17 protein-coding genes and 1 pseudogene are annotated in these 21,858 nt (G+C 37.4%); 16 read left to right on the forward strand and 2 right to left on the reverse strand.

Going from position 1 to position 21,858, the window contains the following annotated elements:
• Nucleotides 1–77 precede the first annotated feature (77 nt).
• From OQX63_RS19150 to OQX63_RS19185, 8 genes are all read left to right on the forward strand, one after another.
• Nucleotides 78–3,296, forward strand: coding sequence for a UvrD-helicase domain-containing protein (locus OQX63_RS19150; protein ID WP_265852419.1), 3,219 nt, complete (start codon nucleotides 78–80; stop codon nucleotides 3,294–3,296).
• 1 nt (nucleotide 3,297) lies between these two features.
• On the forward strand, nucleotides 3,298–3,678 hold the full coding sequence (locus OQX63_RS19155; RefSeq protein ID WP_265852420.1) for a DUF1016 N-terminal domain-containing protein: 381 nt from the start codon (nucleotides 3,298–3,300) through the stop codon (nucleotides 3,676–3,678).
• A gap of 30 nt (nucleotides 3,679–3,708) precedes the next feature.
• A complete protein-coding gene (locus OQX63_RS19160; protein ID WP_265852421.1) occupies nucleotides 3,709–6,564 on the forward strand; it encodes a PD-(D/E)XK nuclease family protein in 2,856 nt (951 codons plus the stop codon).
• A gap of 220 nt (nucleotides 6,565–6,784) precedes the next feature.
• The gene (locus OQX63_RS19165; RefSeq protein ID WP_265852422.1) at nucleotides 6,785–7,342 is read left to right on the forward strand and encodes a GNAT family N-acetyltransferase; all 558 of its coding nucleotides are present in this window, start codon (nucleotides 6,785–6,787) and stop codon (nucleotides 7,340–7,342) included.
• A 299-nt stretch (nucleotides 7,343–7,641) separates the two neighbouring features.
• On the forward strand, nucleotides 7,642–8,628 hold the full coding sequence (locus tag OQX63_RS19170) for a pyruvate dehydrogenase complex E1 component subunit beta (RefSeq protein ID WP_265852423.1): 987 nt from the start codon (nucleotides 7,642–7,644) through the stop codon (nucleotides 8,626–8,628).
• Between the two features lie 392 nt (nucleotides 8,629–9,020).
• The gene (locus OQX63_RS19175) at nucleotides 9,021–9,593 is read left to right on the forward strand and encodes a pentapeptide repeat-containing protein (RefSeq protein WP_265852424.1); all 573 of its coding nucleotides are present in this window, start codon (nucleotides 9,021–9,023) and stop codon (nucleotides 9,591–9,593) included.
• A gap of 33 nt (nucleotides 9,594–9,626) precedes the next feature.
• Entirely contained in the window at nucleotides 9,627–10,001 is a 375-nt protein-coding gene (locus OQX63_RS19180) for an iron chaperone (RefSeq protein ID WP_265852425.1), read from the forward strand.
• Between the two features lie 145 nt (nucleotides 10,002–10,146).
• Nucleotides 10,147–12,441, forward strand: coding sequence for a Tex family protein (locus OQX63_RS19185; RefSeq protein ID WP_265852426.1), 2,295 nt, complete (start codon nucleotides 10,147–10,149; stop codon nucleotides 12,439–12,441).
• A gap of 204 nt (nucleotides 12,442–12,645) precedes the next feature.
• Here OQX63_RS19185 and OQX63_RS19190 read toward each other — a convergent pair whose 3' ends face one another.
• Both OQX63_RS19190 and OQX63_RS19195 read right to left on the reverse strand, forming a co-directional pair.
• On the reverse strand, nucleotides 12,646–13,101 hold the full coding sequence (locus OQX63_RS19190) for a hypothetical protein (RefSeq protein WP_265852427.1): 456 nt from the start codon (nucleotides 13,099–13,101) through the stop codon (nucleotides 12,646–12,648).
• 227 nt (nucleotides 13,102–13,328) lie between these two features.
• Nucleotides 13,329–14,408 carry a mechanosensitive ion channel family protein gene (locus OQX63_RS19195; RefSeq protein ID WP_265852428.1) on the reverse strand — a complete coding sequence of 360 codons (1,080 nt, stop codon included), beginning with the start codon at nucleotides 14,406–14,408 and terminating at the stop codon, nucleotides 13,329–13,331.
• Between the two features lie 147 nt (nucleotides 14,409–14,555).
• Here OQX63_RS19195 and pnuC point away from each other — a divergent pair, with 147 nt between their 5' ends.
• The 8 genes and pseudogenes from pnuC to OQX63_RS19235 all read left to right on the forward strand — a co-directional run bounded on the left by pnuC (nucleotide 14,556) and on the right by OQX63_RS19235 (nucleotide 21,126).
• Nucleotides 14,556–15,236, forward strand: a complete 681-nt coding sequence (gene pnuC, locus OQX63_RS19200) for a nicotinamide riboside transporter PnuC (protein ID WP_265852429.1) — start codon at nucleotides 14,556–14,558, stop codon at nucleotides 15,234–15,236.
• A gap of 138 nt (nucleotides 15,237–15,374) precedes the next feature.
• Nucleotides 15,375–15,597 (forward strand): annotated as a pseudogene (locus tag OQX63_RS19205) (ORF6N domain-containing protein).
• A gap of 358 nt (nucleotides 15,598–15,955) precedes the next feature.
• On the forward strand, nucleotides 15,956–16,399 hold the full coding sequence (gene rplM, locus OQX63_RS19210) for a 50S ribosomal protein L13 (RefSeq protein WP_047799009.1): 444 nt from the start codon (nucleotides 15,956–15,958) through the stop codon (nucleotides 16,397–16,399).
• A 3-nt stretch (nucleotides 16,400–16,402) separates the two neighbouring features.
• The gene (gene rpsI, locus OQX63_RS19215) at nucleotides 16,403–16,789 is read left to right on the forward strand and encodes a 30S ribosomal protein S9 (RefSeq protein WP_265852431.1); all 387 of its coding nucleotides are present in this window, start codon (nucleotides 16,403–16,405) and stop codon (nucleotides 16,787–16,789) included.
• An 18-nt stretch (nucleotides 16,790–16,807) separates the two neighbouring features.
• Nucleotides 16,808–17,641, forward strand: a complete 834-nt coding sequence (gene rpsB / locus OQX63_RS19220; RefSeq protein ID WP_057931874.1) for a 30S ribosomal protein S2 — start codon at nucleotides 16,808–16,810, stop codon at nucleotides 17,639–17,641.
• 129 nt (nucleotides 17,642–17,770) lie between these two features.
• Nucleotides 17,771–18,616 (forward strand): translation elongation factor Ts, encoded by an 846-nt coding sequence (gene tsf, locus OQX63_RS19225; protein ID WP_265852432.1) that lies wholly within the window; start codon nucleotides 17,771–17,773, stop codon nucleotides 18,614–18,616.
• 445 nt (nucleotides 18,617–19,061) lie between these two features.
• Nucleotides 19,062–20,153 (forward strand): N-acetylglucosamine-6-phosphate deacetylase, encoded by a 1,092-nt coding sequence (gene nagA / locus OQX63_RS19230; RefSeq protein ID WP_265852433.1) that lies wholly within the window; start codon nucleotides 19,062–19,064, stop codon nucleotides 20,151–20,153.
• A 10-nt stretch (nucleotides 20,154–20,163) separates the two neighbouring features.
• A complete protein-coding gene (locus OQX63_RS19235; RefSeq protein ID WP_265852434.1) occupies nucleotides 20,164–21,126 on the forward strand; it encodes an MBL fold metallo-hydrolase in 963 nt (320 codons plus the stop codon).
• Nucleotides 21,127–21,858: the final 732 nt, after the last annotated feature.

The following is a 21,858-nucleotide window of genomic DNA, read 5'->3' on the forward strand; positions in this document are numbered from 1 at the left end:
TGGGCGCGTTGTTGATATCATGATTTCGGAAAAATTTTAAATTGTTGTAAGTTTAAATTTCCGAGAGATATTACATTATGCCCCAGCCCCTCAAAATTCTTCAAGCCTCTGCAGGTTCCGGTAAAACGTTCAGTTTAACCGCACATTATCTTACCCTGCTGTTTAGTGGCGATAATAAATACCGCGAAATTTTAGCAGTAACCTTCACCAATAAGGCCACGGAGGAAATGAAAACCAGGATTTTGGAGGTATTGTTAGGACTGGCAAAGGGAAATCCATCAAAAAAAATAGATGATTATCGGAAACTTATCCTGCAAGCCTATCCGATATTAAGCCCACAGGAATTACAGTTTAAAGCAGATAAAATATATCGTAAAATTCTGCACGACTACAGCCGTTTTTCTGTAAGCACTATTGATGGTTTTGTCCAAAAAGTAATCAGGGGTTTTGCTTTTGAGCTGGGCCTAAACGCCGATTATAATTTAGAGATGAATTATGACAAGGTGAAAGATGATCTTGTAAACAAACTGGACGAAGCATTAGATCATAACAAACAACTTTTACAATGGATTATTGATCTGGCCATTGAGCGCATCAGCGATAACAAAAGCTGGAACTATAAATTCGAACTTTACAATCTGATTGGCGAAATTTTCTCCGAACGCTTCCAGATTTTTGAAGATGCGGTAAACACGCTTGGTTTAGAAAACATTGATGAACTATTTAAAAAATACATCAGTATTACCAAGGCAGAGATCAAGAACTTTGAAGAAGAACTGGTTTCGCTCGCAACAGAAGCAAACGAAGCTTTGAATGTAATCGGTGTGGAAACAGAACACCTGAAAGGGAAATCGAGAAGTCCGCTGGCTAAAATTATTCTCGTGGCCAGGGGCGATTTTTCAAAGATCGAGCCTCTTTTTAATCTGATTGACGAGCCTGATGAATGGTTTCAGAAAAATGCAAACTTTCCTGAAGCTTATAATACGGTAAATCCGATACTAAAAAATTTAAAATCGCACTATTTAACACATTTACCAAACTATAGTTTGGCTATTGCCTTTAATAAAAACCTTTATTATTTAAGGTTAATGCAGGAAATCGCCATGCTTTTGAAAGAGTACAGGGCCGAAAACGATAACCTGCTGATCAGTGATGCACAAAAGCTGATTTCGGGAATTACAGAAGATGCCGGCGACAACCCGTCCTTTATCTGGGAAAAAGTAGGCAACCGTTACCGCAATTTTTTGTTCGATGAATTTCAGGATACTTCAACCAGTCAGTGGGGGAGCTTTAAATCCCTGCTGACCAATGCCATGGCCACACCCAGCCAGGATCTGATTGACCACCTGATTGTTGGCGACACTAAACAATCCATTTACCGTTGGCGTAATGGCGATTGGAACATATTGCATAAACACGCCAAATTAGATGTTGGTGCAGAAAATGTATTGGAAGAAAGTTTAGCAGAAAATTATCGGAGTGCCGAAAATATCATCACGTTCAATAATTTCCTTTACAGGGCCATTCCCCTCACCCTGCAGAATGAACTGAACGAAAATCTGGCAACTAAACCCGAAAGTATTTCCAGATGGTGGCAAGAACAAAATTACCAGCAGATTATAACCGATATTTACAGTGGCTCTACCCAGAACTTTGCAACTAACACCTTAAAAGGTGGAACGATTAAGATCAAAAAGTTTGGTAAAGACCATGCACCGAATGAAGCACGTTTTACCGAAACTGTTTTTAGGGATATTGCATTAGATGAAATTGTTGAAGAAATAAATGATCTCAAAAATGAACAGCAATATGCACTAAAAGATATTGCCATTTTGGTTCGGTCGAACAGCGAAGCACTACTCACTGTTAAAAAATTAATGGAGCATAACTTACCTGTTTTGTCTGGTGATGCCTTATTGATCTCCAACAACTCGGCCATACAGCTCATCATTAATACATTAAAAGTGCTGATCGGCTTAGAAACGCAAACGGCTCTTTACAAAGCCAATTGTATCGCACTTTACCATTCGCTCCATGAAAAACAGATTGATGCCAATGATTATTTTAACCTTAACAATAAACCTTTAAGCGCCCTTACCACAGTTCTACCGGTTGCTTTGTGCGAAAACTGGCAAAGTTGGCTGCAGCTTCCCCTGCCAGAGATGGTAGAGATATTAATTGAAAGTTATGGCTTAAAAAATCTTACCGCAAACTTACCTTACCTACTTGCTTTTAGAGATTTGACAGCATCTGCCGCAAAACTAGGTGAAAAAGGGATCATTTCATTTTTAACCTGGTGGGAAGAAGATGGCATTAAAAAATCACTGCCTTCACCAGAAGGTGCTGATGCCATACAGATTATTACGATTCATAAATCGAAAGGTTTAGCTTTTAGGGCTGTTTTTGTGCCTTTTTGCAATTGGGAAATCAAAGGTAAACCAAATGGCACTTTCTGGGTATCTTCAGAAGAAACAGTTTATAAAGAACTGAAAGGAATTCCTTTAAAATATAATGAAGCATTAGCCGACTCGGCAATTGCAAAGGCCTATTATGAAGAGTTGCTTTATAACAATATGGATGCACTAAATATGCTCTATGTGGCTACTACACGATCTAAGGATTACCTCTACATAGCTACAATGGCTAAAAAGGAATTGAAATTATCCAATATGGGCGATGTAATCAATTTCACTTTTGATGAGCAGTTTGATGAAAACGGTGTGTACGAAATTGTAGAACCTGTAATTGTTGAAAGTAAATCTGAAGAATCGAATTTCATAAATTTAAATAGTTATCCAACTACAACCCGTTTGTCGGAACTTTATGTTCCCTCTGCAGAAAAACATTTAAAACATCTGGTGAACATTGAAAAATCAGGGAGAAAAGGCTCTTTACTGCACGATATCCTGGCCAGCGCCAGCACACCGAAAGAAGTTGATGATTATACCTCCAACCTTGTTTTGCAGGGAATTATCAAGGAAGAAGAAAAGCAAAAATTAATCTCATCCGCACTTGAAGTATTGGAACACCCCGAGCTCAAAGAGATTTTAGGTAATGCAAGCGAAAGCATTGTAGAAAAGAATATTATCGATACCAATGGAAAACTGCATCGTCCTGATCGGGTTTTGATTAACGCCGATGAAGTGATTATACTTGACTATAAATTTACCATCGAAGAAAGCGATAAACACATCGAACAGGTAAATAATTACAAAATCTTACTTACTGAAATGGGTTATCAGAATATTAAAACCTATCTTTTCTACGCAGTTAAAGGCAAATTGAAATTAGTATAATATGGAAAAAGTAAACGATTTATATGGCAACATCCTAAATATACTGAAAAGATATAGGGCCGATGCTTACAAAGCAGTTAACACGGCTATGGTAATTTCTTATTGGCAAATCGGTAAAGAAATAGTTGAAAACGAGCAGGGAGGAAATATAAAGGCATCGTATGGGGACGAAATTTTACAATCATTATCCAAAAAACTAAAATCAGATTTTGGTAAAGGTTTTTCATATTCTAACTTAAGAAATTTTCGTCTATTTTATTTGACTTACCCTAAAGAGCAAATTTGCTACGCAGTGCGTAGCATTTCTCAAAATGCTGATAATGAAACATCATACGCACTGCTTGGATCGAAAACGATAAAGCAATTATCGAATTACAATTAAAAAACCGAGGGAACGATTAAAAAGATCTACATGAAACCATTTTTACAGGAAGTTGCCGAAGATTTAGTTGCCCGGTTTGGAAATCAGCTCGAAAACTGCGCCATTGTTTTCAATAATAAACGACCATCGGCTTATTTGCAGAAACACTTTGCAGATATTATTGGGAAACCATTTTTCAGCCCGTCATTTTTTACCATACAGGAGTTCTTTGCCAGTTCTACCAGTTATAAAATAGCCGATTTTTACCTGCAGTTTTTCACTTTACATCGCATTTATAATCAACTGCTTGTAGAAGAAAAATTAGAGACTATTTCCAGTCATAAGTTTTTCCCATTAGCAAAAATTATCTTAAGCGATTTTAATCAGATTGATGCCGACTTGGTAGATGCAGAGAAACTGTATCGCGATCTGGAAGATATATCGGTCATTAATAAAGATTTTGATTATTTAAGCCCAGAGCAATATGAGTTTCTTTCTCAATTCTGGACTTCTTATTCGGAAGGAAAACATAAAAAACAGCAGGAACTTTTTATCAAGATGTGGCGCAGGATGCCCAAACTTTACCATAAATACCACGCGAAACTTAAAGAGCAAGGTTATTTAACGAATGGTTCTGTTTATCGGTACCTGGCTGATGATATCACCAATCACCAGGAATTCATTTCGAATTTTGACAAGGGCAAGATTATTTTTGTTGGGTTTAATGCTTTGAGCAGTGCCGAAGCCAAAATATTTACCCAGTTGCAGGAAGCAGGTAAAGCATTATTTTATTTCGATGCCGATACGTATTATTTAGATGATATTTCACAGGAAGCAGGCTTATTTCTGCGCAAAAACATCAACCTACTTGGTTTGAAAAATGAATTTGCCGACCAGGAAAGTTTAATGAAATCTGCCCCACACCAGGTAAATGTTTTTAAGGTTCAGGGGCAATCTGCACAGGCTAAAATTCTGAACAATATTTTAGCAGAAGATTATACCGAAGACGAAACTGTTGGGAAAACAGTAGTAGTTTTGGCAGATGAGAGCCTGTTAATTCCCACACTGCAAACGATACCCACTCACCTGCATGCAAAGGAGATTGACCTTAACGTAACCATGGGCTTTGCTTTATCAACCTCCAGTATTTTTGGTTTGGTTGATTTGTGGTTGGCGAGTCAGCTGGAGATTTTACAGCGGGACAAAGTAAGTTACAAAAATGTAGAAGCTTTTTTAACCCATCCTTTAACGGGTCTTACCCAAAAAATGCGGGATAAAATCTTAACCGCATTATTGGAAGAAAACCAGGTAGAGATTGATCATAAACGCCTTTTACGGCAAAGCGGACTTTTTGAAGCATTTTATAAAAAAATCGACAATCCACAGCACGTGGTTACCAATCTTTTAGATGTTCTGGATTATGTGCTCACCCGGCTATCAAATGCAAAAACACTCAAAAAAATCGATGCAGAACTATTTGTAAAAACCATACAAGAATTAAACAGGCTGCACGATACGTTTAGCAACCATATCGGCAAAGAAGAAATTCCTTTTGTAATTTACCTCGTTCAAAAATCATTGCAAGCTATTGCAGTACCACTTTCTGGCGATCCTTTGAATGGCATACAGGTAATGGGATTACTTGAAACCCGGAACCTAAATTTCGATAAAGTGGTAATTTTGGGTTTCAATGAAGGTATTATCCCCAAATCATCCATTGGCAATAGCTTTATTCCAGATTCTATACGCCGCGTTTATGGGTTACCTGTTTTGGAAAATCTTGATGCCATTTCTGCTTATATGGTCTACCGTCTATTACAGCGGGCAAAGAATATCAATTTTGTCTATAACAGCTTAACCGATGAATCTACCTCGGGCGAAGCCAGCAGAATCTTAAAGCAACTGGAGTACGAAAGTGGCTTCGAATTCACCTATAATGAACTTAATCTGGAAGTAAAAACCGAACCCTTTAAAGAAGTAAAAATCGAGAAAACCAATAATGCCTTTATCCAGGAAACACTTCAAAAATACCTTGATAAAAAAAAGGTGCTTTCACCTTCAGCACTAACCCAATACATTTCCAATCCGATAGATTTCTTTTTCAATTACATTGCAGGGATTAAAGAGCCTAAAGAAATCAGTGCAGTGGTAGAAGCCAATGAAATCGGTTCCATTCTGCACAAAGTGATGGAGTATTTTTACGAAGATTTAAGGTCTGCTGAAATTACTGCTACCCTGATTAAAGAAAAACGTAAACAGATCCCCACACTGATACAAAAAGCCTTTAACGCCGTCATGTTCAAAAATCCAGATATGATAATGGAATACAAAGGCATGCAAAAGGTTATTTTATCGATTGTGGATGCTTATGTGAATATCATCTTAAATCAGGATGAAGCGCAAACCCCTTTTACAATTATTAGTCTCGAGCAAAAGGTAGAGGCCGAGATCAGTTTCCCGCTAAGGGGAAAAGAAGCCAGTGTTAAAATTTTTGGCTTTATCGATCGTGTTGATGTTAAAGATGACGTTACTAAAATTATTGATTATAAAACAGGTAGCGACAAGCTAACTTTTAAAGATGTTCCCGAGCTATTCAATTCTGACGGCAAACACATTAATAAAGCGTTAATCCAGACCTTATTATACACTTATGCTTACGAACAGTTTTCTGGCAAAAATTTTGTAGAACCAAATCTTTATGTAGTAAAAACCATGAGTGCAGATGGCGTTTGGTTTAAATCGGGTAGGCAAAATCTATCAGGAGCCTATCTGGAAGAAATCAAACCAGAATTCCTTTCCGAATTAAGAAAAAAACTGACCGAACTTTTCGAAGCCCCCTATTTTGTGGCCAGCAAAGTAGAGGATAACTACAAATATTCTATTTATAAAACTTTATTTGGGAAATAGTTTCAACCGCAAAGAAATAACGTCAATGATAAATAGCGCTAGCTGCCTAGTAAAATAACCACAGTGCACAAAGCAAGCCGCAGAGTACTCAGCGCTGGATTGAAAAATATCAACTTTGTGTTCTCCGTGAAAATCTCCGTGCGCTCTGTGGTAAAACAAAACTTTGTGTGCTTTGCGAAAAACTTTGTGTGCTTTGCGGTTAAATCTCTTAAATTTAAAAATGCTAACCTTAAATTTTACAAATTTCCCCGTACTCGAAACCGAGCGATTAATCCTCCGTGAACACGATCTGGCCGATGCCGAAACCCTTTTTGCCATGCGCACTAACGAAACGGTAATGAAATATATCGATAGGGAAAGGCCGAAAGATATTTTTGAAGTCAAAGATTTTATTTCCCGTTTCAGAAATGGTTATGAAAATGGCGACAACCTGGCCTGGGTAATTGCTTTAAAAGAAAACCCCAACCAGATGATTGGCTCTGTAGGTTATTGGCGAACCGATTTTGCCAACCACCGTGCAGAAATAGGTTATATGCTCCACCCTGATTATTGGAGAAAGGGAATTATCTCTGAAGCCCTAAAAAAATCAATTGATTTTGGCTTTAACGAGGTTAATTTGCATACCATCAGTGCAAACATCAATGTGGGAAACGATGCTTCGAGGCAGATGCTGATTAAACATGGCTTTGTAAAAGAAGCACTTTTTAAACAGGATTATTATTTTAGAGGTCAGTTTTTGGATAGTGAGATTTATGGTTTGTTAAATCCAAATCATTAAATCAATAAAGTTAAAAATGTTAACCGGAAGCGGGTTAGCTCTCTTTTCAAACAACTATGACCATATTATCGCTTTTGGAGAAGATATTTCGGAAAATGCATAAACTTTGATACAAAAAGCTCAACAAAAACACAATTACCCAATATTATTTCTTCTTTAACGAAAAGAGCAACCAATAGAACTTAAAAAGCGTAAAATAATCAAACAAAACACTTATAATTATTACAAAACATAGGCATTTTAGCCTTTGGTTTCAAAGCGATTAATAATTATATTTGCCCCCGTTATAAAAATTTACAATGAGAGAAATCCAATTTAGAGAAGCACTACGCGAAGCCATGAGCGAAGAAATGCGTAAAGATGACCGCGTTTTTTTATTAGGTGAAGAAGTAGCAGAATATAACGGTGCGTACAAAGTAAGTCAGGGTATGCTTGATGAATTTGGTGCAAAACGAATTATCGATACCCCGATTGCAGAATTAGGTTTCGCAGGTATTGCAACTGGTGCCGCAACAGCTGGCCTTGTTCCAATTGTAGAGTTCATGACATTTAACTTCTCTTTAGTTGCAATCGATCAGATTATCAACGGAGCAGCTAAAATCTTATCAATGAGTGGCGGTCAGTTCTCATGTCCAATGGTTTTCCGTGGCCCAACAGGTAACGCAGGTCAGTTAGGCGCACAGCACTCTCAAAACTTCGAAAATTGGTTTGCAAATACACCTGGTTTAAAAGTGGTGGTTCCGGCTACCCCTTATGATGCAAAAGGTTTATTAAAACAATCTATCCTTGATCCGGATCCGGTTATTTTCATGGAATCGGAAGTAATGTACGGTGATAAAGGTGATGTTCCTGCAGAAGAATACTATATCGAACTTGGTAAAGCTAAGGTAACTAAAGAAGGTACTGATGTAACCATCGTAACCTTTGGTAAAATGTTAACACGTGTTGTAAACCCTGCTGTAGAAGAATTAACTAAAGAAGGAATCAACGTAGAGGTAATTGATTTACGTACTGTACGTCCTATTGATTATGACACCATTATTGCTTCTGTAAAGAAAACTAATCGTTTGGTTGTTGTAGAAGAGGCCTGGCCATTGGCTTCGCTTTCTGGCGAGATCGCTTTCATGGTACAAAAACATGCATTCGATTATTTAGATGCACCGGTTTTACGCATTACCTGTGCAGATGTTCCACTTCCATATTCACCAACTTTAATTGCAGCCAGCTTACCAAATGCTGAACGTGTAGTTAAAGCGGTAAAAGAAGTGATGTACGTTAAAAAATAAAATTTGCTGGTCTAAGTCTAGTCAAAGACCAAAAAAGATAATATCCTCCAAAGCAATTTGGGGGATTTTTTTTTACAATTGTATTAAACCTCGAAGGTTTTGTATCCCAAGAACGAAATGCTCAGGTTAAATAAACCCGATAGTAGCGTAAAACCCGAAGGTGAGGAACGAACCGAGGCTTTGAAGCGGATAGCGGGGCTTTCGCAACCAAAGCACACCAAACCCTGCTTTTCAAAATATTGACCGCCTAAGGAATGTTTATGAATTTTAATAGCAGGAAAAGACCCTGAAATAAATCCGATAGCTATCGGATCAGGGTGACGATTAGATTAAACCCCGCAGATTTCCAAACTAATATTTTTATCTTCGCTATACCAGTTAACTTTCTATCCATGCCAGAATACATATCCGACCAAACATTCGAAAAAGCCGATTTCACCTTACGTCCATTGCCAAAAGCAGCATACGAAAACTGCAAATTCATCAACTGCGATTTTTCCAGTTCAGATTTAAGTGGTGTTAAATTTCTGGATTGTCAGTTCACTTTTTGCAACCTAAGCCTGGTCAGCATTACCAAAACAGTATTTAATGAAGTAAATTTCTACGATTGCAAAATGTTGGGATTGAGGTTCGAAAACTGTAACGATTTCGGTTTGGCATTTAGTTTTAACAACTGTAAACTGGATCATTCATCCTTTTATAAATTAAAACTGAAGAAAATGGCATTTAAAACTTCACAATTGCACGAAGTGGATTTTTCAGAAAGTGATCTGACCAATTCAACCTTCGATAACTGCGATTTATTAAAGGCCAGTTTCGACAGAACCATCCTCGAAAAAGCAGATTTCAGAACGGCTTACAATTATTCCATAGATCCGGATAACAACAGGATCAAAAAAGCAAGATTTTCAAAATCCGGACTTGCGGGCTTATTGCATAAATACGATATCCAAATCAGCGAATGAATTCTATAAATTGAGCTTGAAAAATCACCGAGCATGGAACAGCCTAAACCAGAAAACATCGATCAATACATCGCTACTTTCCCTGTTGAAACAAAAAAACTGTTACAGCAAATCCGTGAAACTATACACAAAGCTGTGCCAGATGTAAAAGAGGTAATCAGCTATGGCATGCCTGCCTTTAAACAAAACAATGTTCTTGTGTATTTTGCAGCTTATTCCAAACACATCGGCTTTTACCCCACTGGTTCTGGCATCGAAGCTTTTAAAGCTGAATTTACTGATTATAAATGGAGTAAAGGCGCTGTTCAGTTTCCTTTGAATAAACCTTTGCCTTTAGACTTAATTACCAGAATTACAAAATTTAAAGCAGAAAGGGATTTAGAGAAAGTCATTCGTAAGAAAAAGTGAGATGCCTTTATCAATTAATCTATACAAGCCTGATACGCCGCGCGATTAATTACTCACAAATTTCGGTGGAAAACTTCACGTTAAAAATCATTAAATACCGCAAATCCTGATTAGCTTTGCTTCTTTTAATTTCACCCTTTAGGATATGTTAACCCACCATAAAATAATTGCAGCCGAATTAAAAGTTGCAGAAAAACAAGTAACTGCAACCATAAATCTATTAGATGAAGGCGCAACCGTTCCGTTTATTTCCCGTTACCGTAAAGAGGCAACCGGTAGTTTAGATGAGGTTGAGGTAGCCGCAATTCGCGACCGGGTTTTGCAATTACGTGATCTGGACAAACGCCGCGAAGCGATTTTAAAATCGATGACCGAACTAGGCAAGTTAACACCCGACCTGGAGAAACAGATTAATGCGGCTGAAACCATTTCACTTCTAGAAGACATTTACCTGCCTTACAAACCGAAACGTAAAACTCGTGCATCGGTTGCAAAAGAAAAAGGACTAGAATCTTTGGCCTTAAAGATTTTTGAACAGAGCAATTTCGACCTAAATGCCGAAGCCGATAAATTTATCGATACCGAGAAAGGAGTAAACTCCTTTGATGAAGCTTTAGCAGGCGCAAGGGACATTATTGCGGAGATGATTGCGGAGAATGCAGAGGCACGTACCAAAATGAGAACCTATTTTCAGGAAAAAGCGGTCTTTAAATCTGAAGTGATCAAAGGAAAAGAAGAAGAGGGCATTAAATACAAAGATTATTTCGAATGGACCGAGCCGGTTAAAACGGCTGCATCGCACCGTGTTTTGGCCATGCGCCGTGGCGAAAAGGAACTGATTTTAAGATTAGATGCACTTCCTCCAGCAGAAGAGGCCATTTCTATTTTAGAGAACCAGTTTATTCTAGGCAATAATGCAGCTTCAAAACAGGTTCAGCAGGCTTTAGAAGATGGTTATAAACGCTTGTTGGAACCAGCAATGGAAACCGAGCTTCGGGTTTTCACCAAACAAAAAGCAGATGAAGAAGCCATCCGGGTTTTTGCCGAAAATGCACGTCAATTGTTATTGGCAGCCCCAATGGGTCAAAAAAACGTAATGGCAATAGATCCGGGTTTCCGTACAGGCTGTAAAGTTGTTTGCTTAGATAAACAAGGTCAACTATTAGAGAATACAGCAATTTATCCGCATACCGGACAGGGAAATGTGAAAAATGCTGAATTTACGATTCAACAACTTTGCGAAAAACACAATATTGAAGCTATAGCCATTGGTAATGGCACTGCAGGAAGGGAAACTGAAGCTTTTATTCGGACATTGAATTTACCACACATCACTGTTGTAATGGTTAATGAAAGTGGTGCTTCAATTTATTCAGCATCAGAAGTAGCCAGAGAGGAATTTCCTACACAGGACATTACCGTGCGTGGAGCAGTTTCAATTGGTCGCCGCTTAATGGATCCATTGGCCGAACTGGTTAAAATTGATCCAAAATCTATCGGTGTTGGCCAGTATCAGCATGATGTTGATCAAAATAAATTACAGGCAAGCTTAGATGATACCGTAATCAGTGCCGTAAATGCTGTAGGCGTAGAATTAAATACCGCCTCAAAACAAATTTTAGCTTATGTCTCTGGCCTCGGACCAACACTGGCCCAGAATATTGTAGATTATAGAAACACGAATGGTGCTTTTAAAAATCGGGCGAGTTTGAAAAAAGTTCCCCGTTTGGGCGATAAAGCTTACGAGCAGGCAGCGGGTTTCTTACGTATCCGCAATGCCGAAAATGTTTTAGATACCAGTGGTGTTCACCCTGAGCGTTATGCTGTGGTAGATAAAATGGCGAAAGATTTAGGCACAACAGTTTCGGCATTAATGAAAGATACGCAATTGCAAAAGCAAATTAAGCCACAACAATACGTTACTGATGAAATCGGTTTACCAACTCTGAATGACATCTTAAAGGAATTGGCCAAACCGGGTCGTGACCCGAGAGAGCAATTTGAGGCCTTTAGTTTTACTGATGGTGTAAATGAAATTGCCGATTTAAGAGTAGGCATGAAGTTACCGGGAATTGTAACCAACATCACCAATTTTGGCGCCTTTGTAGATATTGGTGTCCATCAAGATGGTCTGGTGCACACCAGTCAACTGGCTAACCGTTTTGTCGCTAATCCAAATGATGTAGTAAAAGTGCATCAAAAAGTCGAAGTTACGGTGATGGAAGTTGATGCTGCCCGCAAAAGGATTTCGTTATCAATGAAAACTGAGGTTAGTCCGAAGTCGGAAGCCCGAAATCGGGAGTCAAAAGACCAGAAACCTAAGCAGAATATCAAATCAAATAATAATAACAAACAAAATTTCAAACCGCGTAATGAACCAAAAGATGCAGATGGCGATTTACAGGAGAAATTGGCAAAGCTAAAAGGGATGTTCAAATAAACATCAGTTTAGCGCACATTAGGTTTCTCATCTGGTTGATGTTATCACCAATCATATAAACCAAAACTTTACCAGCTAGTGCTGGTAAAGTTAGCATGAGGCATCAACTTAACCGAATGACGGTTCAATAAGATTAACATAATAATTACTGAGCGGCACAAAATTTACTTGTGCCGCTTCATTTAGAGAATTACTAAAGAGCAATTAATAATCGAATTGGTGGGTATAATCTTTATTAACATCAACAGTAACACCATCATCATTGGTGACTACTTTGCCATCTATCTCCGCTTTATAGCTGATCTGATAACTGGCATTAAAGTTAATGCACTGCGCACTGGCACTAATTATATCAACGGGCAATACAGTTTCAATTACATAGGTTTTGGTACTTCCTGTGAAATCATCTTTACCTAAAGAAATAGCAGCTTCGTTGTTTCTGGTCACGCCATTTACCTTCCAGATGGTTTTAGTGCCTTTAGTATCACCACCTACAATTACAAAAGAAACGTAGTCATCAGTTGAATTTACACCGTTTGCGGTAATGGTAAATTTTGCGGTTTTACCACTTTTGGTAGGCGTAGTTTCTGAATCTTTTTTACAAGAAAATAATAACGATAGAACAAGCGCAAGAGATAATAATTTTGAAATGTTTTTCATAGATTTTTAGTCATTTTTTTTCTTACCGCATATGCCAAAAAAATGCCAGAACCTGTCGTTATAGTTAAAATACTAGATTTCAGGTAAACAGAACTACCTATTTTTAAGTAGTTTTTTTAAAATCCTATTGTTGAATTAATGACCAATACGATAAACATTGTCCTAATTATTGCCTAAATTCTACTACACAAACTGGAAGAATAGTTTAGTTGTCTAAATGGTGAAAATTACAAACCCGCAGGCTTATCCCAATGTTCTAATCTTTTTTTAGGTAAACTTTCAGGGTAGTTAGTCTGAATAAAAGCAATCATCGCTTCCCTTACATAACACCTCAAATCAAAAGCCCTCGATGAATTGGAGGCACTCATCAAAAAACGTACTTCGATGGTCCCGTCTTTAGTACTGTCGGTAACCTGTACAACATTTACCCTTTTATCCCACAAGGGGTTTTCATTCAACAATCTTGTTAATTCCTGCCGCATCGGTTCTATCGGGATGGTATAATCAAGATATAAAAAAACCGTTCCAAGCAAATCAGCCGAAACACGTGTCCAGTTTTGGAAGGGCTTTTCGATGAAATAGGTAATCGGCAGGATTAACCGCCTTTGATCCCAGATATTAACCACCACATAAGTAAGCGTAATTTCTTCTACCTTACCCCATTCGCCTTCTACAATCAACACATCATCAATTCTTATTGGCTGCGTAAAGGCAATCTGAAAACCTGCCAATAAATTACCAAGCGATTTCTGCGCCGCAAAACCGATAATAATTCCTCCTATACCCACACCAGTAAGCAGCCCTGCCCCAATTTTACGCATACTTTCAAAGCTCAACAAGATAATAGCAACCGTTACTAAAATGATAAGCGAAACAATGAACTTTCGGACAAACTGTAATTGCGTTCTTATTTTGCGTTCTTTGAGGTTATTTTCTTTATTTAAATCATATTTTAGATAAAAATAATCCTCCAAGACATTAATTGTCCGCACTAAAATAAGCGCAAAAATAATCGTTAGGGCAATTTCCATTGCTTTATTTATTGGAAGACGATATGTTGGCGCCATCTCCATTAGCGTTAAGGAGAAATTAAGAAATAATAAGGGTATTAAAAAAGCAACAGGCCTACTTAAATGCTTTACTGTCGATTTTATAATGATAAAATCCCACCAACGGGAAAGCAGCATAAAAGTTTTGTGAATGATAAACCTGATTAAAATACCAAGAGATACCGCTACCAAACCAATAATGAGGTTCTTAAAAAACAAAGGGATAGGATAACCGAAAATCTGGTCGAGATATTGCATACACGAAATTTGCTGGTTAATAAATACGGCGATAAGCCAATAGATATCCATATAACAGCTATATTTTTGGATTGTTTGCCAATAGAAAAGCAATAGCCGTAAATAAATTATTTACATTAGCATTTAATACATTTCCAACGGATAGACATGGAATTTTTCGATGCCCACAGTATATTTTTCACAGCTCTTGGCTATAAATTGAGCTATTTAGAATTCTTTGCTGTAATTACAGGAATCGCTGCTGTAATATTATCAGCAAAAGCCAGTATTTGGAGCTGGCCAATGGGCATCGTGAATGTATTTTTATCGGCCTTTTTATATTATCAGATTCAGCTTTACCCCGACATGTTTTTAATGGTTTTCTTTTTTGTAACCAACATAATGGGCTGGTGGCGATGGAAAAATCCAAAGCCCGAAGAAGAAGATAAAAACAAGGAGCTTAAAATCAGTTTTATGCCGTTAAGGCAATTTCTGTATTTACTGGCCATTGGCATTGTTGGTACATCATTAATAGGTACACTGGCCAGTCAGCTCCACAAGTGGCTGCCCCTAGTATTTAATTTGCCGAGCGCTTACCCTTTTATAGATTCATTTATTTTTGTAATGAGTGTAATTACCACTTTTCTAATGATCCAGAAAAGAGTGGAATGCTGGATAATATGGCTGACTATTGATATTGTAGCCACCTATCTCTATTTCCTAAAAGGAATTAAGTTTATGGGGATTGAATATTTCATTTTTACCATTATTGCAGGCTTTGCACTATGGAATTGGATTAAAGAATACAAAAGTTACAGTAAAGCAGCACTAAAAGCGGGAAATTTATAGACCCGATTGGTTCAAATAAAACTACTTTTAGTATCTCGAATTTAAATCCGAAATGATATGACAGCGAAACAAATGCTTCTTATCATCCCTGACAATATTGTAGTTAATAACATTTACGAGCTTAGAGGCGTAAAAGTGATGCTGGATAGTGATCTGGCAGAACTTTACTTTGTAGAGACTAAACGCCTTAATGAGCAAGTTGGTAGAAATCCAGATCGATTTCCTGAAGATTTTATGTTTCAACTTACCGATGAGGAATGGTTGGGGAGGAAGAAGAAAACTTCCCTATGTTTTCACCGAACATGGTATATTGATGCTTTCAAGTGTATTAAATATTAAGTACATGCCTGACGATTTATAAGAATAGCATTGATATATGTACTTTACCAAAAACCTTTAATAATTGTACTAGCCGGGATTTTTTGAAACGGGATTACAGCGACATCCTTAATGGCGCTGAAGCACGAAGGTTGTCAAAGCTTTAAAAAAACAAAAAAGTTTTACCGTAAAGCCCGGCTGGAACCACCCCAAGAGCCACAGGTTTTGCTTTACAAAAAAGCACCAATTAGATGGCCACATCGTTTCACTCTTCGCAATAAAGATAATTTTATATCAAAATTTTTCTCTTCAACTATTTGATAATAAAAGTATTCTATCTATCTTTGCAGTCCCAAATTTAATGGGAATAATAAATTGTTTAATAAATTAAATACAAGCAAGTGAATACGTTAAGTTACAAAACTGTCTCGGCCAATGCTAAAACTGTAAACAAACAGTGGATTGTTGTTGATGCGCAAGGCGAGATTTTGGGGCGCTTGTCATCGAAGATCGCTATGATCATCCGTGGTAAAAACAAGCCTGAGTACACCCCACACGTAGACTGCGGTGATAATGTAATTGTTATCAATGCAGACAAGGTTAAATTGACAGGAAACAAATTCAGCGAAAAGCAATATGTTTCTTATACTGGTTATCCAGGTGGTCAGCGTTTTATTTCTCCTAAGGAGTTAATGGCAAAACACCCTCAACGTGTAATCGAGAAAGCGGTACGTGGTATGTTACCGAAAACTAAATTGGGTAAAAAATTATACACCAATCTTTTTGTGTATGCAGGTGAAAATCACCCTCATGCAGCTCAATCTCCAAAAACCATTAAACTTTAAGAAATGTCAGTTACTAACACTTCAGGAAGAAGAAAAACAGCTGTTGCACGTATCTACTTAAAAGATGGTGCTGGCGCAATTACCGTTAACGGTAAAGATCACAAAGAATATTTCCCAACTTTACCATTGCAATATATCGTAAACCAAAGTTTAGAAGTTTCTGAACTTGTAGGCCGTTATGATATCACTGTAAATGTACAAGGTGGTGGAGTAAAAGGACAAGCAGAAGCTGTTCGTTTAGCTATTGCTAAAGCGATTGTTGAACTAGATGCGGAGAAAAAACCTGCATTACGTGCTAAAGGCCTAATGACGCGTGATATGCGTATGGTTGAGCGTAAGAAACCAGGACGTGCTAAAGCTCGTAAGAAATTCCAATTCAGTAAACGTTAATCACAGGAGGCAAAGACAATGGCAAGAACAACTTATCAAGACTTATTGGATGCAGGTGTACACTTTGGTCACCTTACCCGTAAATGGAATCCAAAAATGGCTCCTTACATTTTCATGGAGCGTAATGGAATTCACATTATAGATTTAAATAAAACTTTAACTAAAACTGAAGAAGCTGCGGCTGCGATTAAACAAATCGTAAAATCAGGACGTAAAGTATTATTTGTTTCAACAAAAAAACAAGCAAAAGGAATCGTAGCTGAACAAGCTAAAAAAGTAAACATGCCTTTCGTAACCGAGCGTTGGTTAGGTGGTATGTTAACTAACTTTGCTACTGTTCGCAAGTCAATCAAAAAGATGTCTAACATCGATAAAATGACTAAAGACGGTACTTATTCGATCTTATCTAAAAAAGAGCGTTTAATGATTCAACGTGAGCGTATTAAATTAGAATCACTTTTAGGTGGTATTGCTGATTTAAACCGTTTACCTGCGGCTTTATTCTTAATTGATGTTAAGAAAGAACACATCGCGGTAACTGAAGCGTTAAAATTAAACATCCCGACTTTTGCGATGGTTGATACTAACTCTGATCCTTCTAACATCGATTTCCCTATTCCAGCGAATGATGATGCTACAAAATCAATCTCTTTAATTACTGACGTAATTATCAAAGCTATTGAAGAAGGTTTAGATGAACGTAAACGCGAAAAAGATGATGAGGCTGAAAAAGAAGCAGTAGCTGCTAAAGCTGCAGCTGATGCTCCGGAAGCAAAAGAGCCAAGACGTAAAAAAGCTGCTGAGGCAGAAGTTGAAGCGTCAGCATCAGAAGAAACTAAAACAGAAGAATAGTAATATTTTTTAATTGCAGGTTACTGGTTTCAGGTTTTAAGTTGGCTTAACATGAGTTTAACTTGGCGCTTGTAACTTGTAACCTGTAATTGTTATAACAAGATTGTAAAATTTAAAAAAGGAAATAAAATGTCTACAGTACAAATTACTGCCGCAGATGTAAATAAACTACGCCAACAAACTGGTGCTGGTATGATGGATTGCAAAAAAGCTTTATTAGAAGCTAATGGCGATTTCGAAGCTGCTGTTGATTTATTGCGCAAAAAAGGTCAAAAAGTATCTGCTGCTCGTTCTGGTAATGCTACTTCTGAAGGCTTGGTATCAATCGCTGTTTCAGCAGATGGAACTAATGGTAAATTAGTTGCTTTGGCTTGTGAAACTGAACCAGTTTCTAAAGTTGAAGATTTCCGTAATTTAGCTCAGGCTGTTTTAGCTGCTGCAGTTGCCAACAATCCTGCTACTACTGAAGAATTATCTGCAATTACTTTAGAAGATGGACGTACAGTTGCTGAAACCATCACTGAACTAACCGGTAAAATCGGAGAGAAAATCGTTATTCAGGAATATGCAAATATTTCTGGCGAAAAAATCGTTTCTTATATCCACTCTAACGGTAAAATGGGTGTTTTAGTAGTATTTGAAGGTGCCAATGGCGCAGATATTACTGAAGCTGGTAAAGATGTTGCTATGCAAATCGCTGCAATGAACCCAGTTGCTGTTGATAAAGACGGTGTTGATCCGGCTACTATAGAACGCGAAATCGAGATTGCTAAAGACGTTATCCGTCAAGAAGGCAAACCAGAAGAAATGGTTGAGAAAATCGCTGCTGGTAAATTGAACAAATTCTACAAAGACAGTACTTTATTAAACCAGGAGTTTGTTAAAGACGGTTCTATGGATGTTCGTAAATTTTTAGATAATACAGCTAAAGGTTTAACAGTAACAGCTTTCAAACGTGTACAATTAGGTGCATAAGCATTTATAAAACATATTTAAGAGCCCCAAGAAATTGGGGCTTTTTTTATGCATTGTAATCCCAGGTCGTGCAGGCCATTCTGATAATAACCTGAGTTCGATTATTAATATCTGTTTGAAAGATTTTCTGCCGATATTTTTAACTCAAAGTCGTCGCCCTGATTTTTTTTCAGGGTCTTAATAGCAGGAAAGATGCTGACCACGCAGTAGCTACAAGGCAATTGAAAATACTAATTCTCTACTTGTAAAATAAATCCGATACCTATCGGATCAGCATGACGATAGCTTTAGAAAAAGGAGGTTAAAACTAATCAAAATACATAATTATTAACCGAACTCAGGTTAATAATTATCATTTGAGGTTACCAGCATGAATTAAAACCTCATTATACAAGTTACAATATTTAACTTTGAACTTAAGCTTAATCTACTCAAACATTTCGATATGCCTAAAGTAATCCCTAATGCCTCCTATTTTCAGGATAACATCTTAATAAAAAACCGGGACATCGCAATTGACGGTGCTGTCATTTCAGGTATTAACGAAAGTAACAACAAGGAAAATGGAAATTCGCTGGTTATACCTGGTTTTATAGACTTACAGATTTATGGAGCAGGCAATAGGTTATTTTCTGCCGATCCAACTGTAGAGTCATTAACCATCATGGAAGATGACTTACTTAAAAAAGGAACTACAGGCTTTTTAGCCTGTATGGCTACAAATTCACCAGAAGTTTTTAATGAGTGTATCAAAGCAGCCAAAGCACATCGATCAACTGCAAAAAATTGCCTTGGACTACACCTGGAAGGTCCATTTTTGAATCCGAAACGTTTAGGGGCGCATGTGCCTGCGTTTGTAAGGAAGGCTTCACTTGATGAGATTAAGAAACTGATTGATTTTGGAGATGGTGTGATTAAAATGATAACCATTGCCCCGGAGTTACAGGATGAAGAAGTAATTCAATACCTGCTAGATAATGGCGTGGTGGTTTCGCTCGGGCATAGTAACGCGACATTTGAGGAAGCTACAGCCGCTTATGATAAAGGCATCCAAACCACTACCCATCTTTTTAACGCCATGAACCCCATCCACCATCGTGAGCCTGGGATACCAACAGCTGTTTTTAGTCATAACAAAGCCATGGCCAGTATTATCGCCGATGGGCAGCACGTAGATTTCGAAGTGATTAAATTTGCACAGAAACTATTAAAAGAGCGTTTGTTTCTCATCACAGATGCCGTTACGGCCTGTTCAACCGGCCCTTATCAACATATAAAAAAAGGAGACAAATTTGTAATGCCAGATGGTACCCTATCAGGTTCGTCGCTTACGATGTTAGCAGCCGTTAAAAACTGTGTATTAAATTGTGGCATCAGTTTAAATGAAGCGATTAAAATGGGAACATCATATCCCGCCAAGTTAATTGGCATTGAAAACCTAACCGCTGAAATAGAAATTGGGCAACAAGCAAACTTATTGATCATTGACGATCATTTAAATTTAAAAGAGGTCATATTTAAAGGAGAAACGATATAATTCATTCATCATGTTCAAAAAAACATTTCCCCTTCTATTGTTTTTATCCCTCTATTCCATTCATTCCAGGGGGCAACAGATAAATACCGCTTTTACCATCATACCACTTGGCGTGAAGGGCGGCGATGATGAGAGTAATTTGTCATCTTATATGATTGCGCCTAAAGGCAGCAATAAATATGTCTGTCTCGATGCAGGAACCATAAATGCCGGTATTCAAAAAGCAATCGATCATCAATCGCTTAAAGGCATAAGTGAAGAAATTCAACGTAAACAGATTAAAGGATATTTGATTTCACATGCGCATTTAGACCATGTAGCAGGTTTAATAATCAATTCGCCAGCCGATACCGCAAAAAACATCTATGGCATGCCTGCTGTACTTAGCATTTTAAGGGATAAATATTTTACCTGGGACGCCTGGGCCAATTTTGCCAATGAAGGCGAAAAACCACAGTTAAAAAAGTATACTTATTTCCCATTGATCGAAGGCAATACTTATCCGCTAGAGGGTACGGAAATGAAAGTAAAAGCTTTTGAATTGAGCCATGGTAATCCTTATAAAAGCACGGCCTTTCTCATCAGCCATGGTAATAGTGATGTACTTTATCTGGGAGACACAGGCGCCGATGAAATTGAAAAATCGGATAAACTCACTAAGTTATGGCAAACAATAGCACCGCTCATTAATTCGGGACAGTTAAAAGCCATATTCCTGGAGGTGTCTTTTCCAAACGAACAGCCAGACAAACAATTATTCGGGCACCTTACACCTAGACTTTTTTTTAGCGAACTGCATAAACTGGAAGCTTTAACCGATGAAAAAGAATTTAAGAAAGTTTCTTTTATTGTAACGCATACAAAACCACCCCAACAAACAGCAGAAAAAGTAAAACAACAATTGATTTCTGAGAACACTAAAGGCTTAAAATTAATCTTTCCGCAACAAGGCAGGCGCTTGATAATTAATTAATATTATATAACATATGAGATAGATAAAGTTGGTATACTCATAAGAAAAGTACATTTTATTTACTCATTTATATTTTATCTTTTCAAAAATAGGTACAGCAGATCAAAATAAAAGAACAGCTTCAATAAATCGAATTGCTGTCGATATCAATTCCAAATTGGTCTACGTTATTACTTTTAAAAATAATTAAATGAGAGGGGTTAATTAATAATTAACCCCTTTTTTTTTAAAGCTTTATTTATAAATGTAAAAATACGATACTAACGCCCAGAAACCAAAAACAATACAAATTAGTTAACACAAGCATAATATAAATAGATACAAACCAATATTTAATAGATATACATTTGAGATATTATTTATATCTCAAACTAATGCATCTCTTTTATTTAAAACGCATTGCGTTTTTTTCCTTTTTATGCTTTGCCTTTCTATCCTGTAAAGAGGAGCCCAGAATTTTTCCCTTGAACAATATAACGAAGAACAACAGGTCGTTGATTCGATTCGCTTGTATGCAGACCAGATTTATTTTTGGAATGAGCAGCTTCCAAAACACACCAGCTCCGATTCTAAAAAACATGTTGGCAGTCTACCATAGCTAAGCATAATGATGAAATATTTTATTGCAACAAAATAACCAGTAGATATCACCGCTGAAGATGATGTGGAAACTGATTTTGGGAATATTGAAGAAAAAGGCCTAAAAAGTGCATTGGACGATATAGGTTATTC

Source organism: Pedobacter sp. PF22-3 (assembly GCF_026239555.1).
In the GTDB taxonomy this organism is placed as follows: domain Bacteria; phylum Bacteroidota; class Bacteroidia; order Sphingobacteriales; family Sphingobacteriaceae; genus Pedobacter.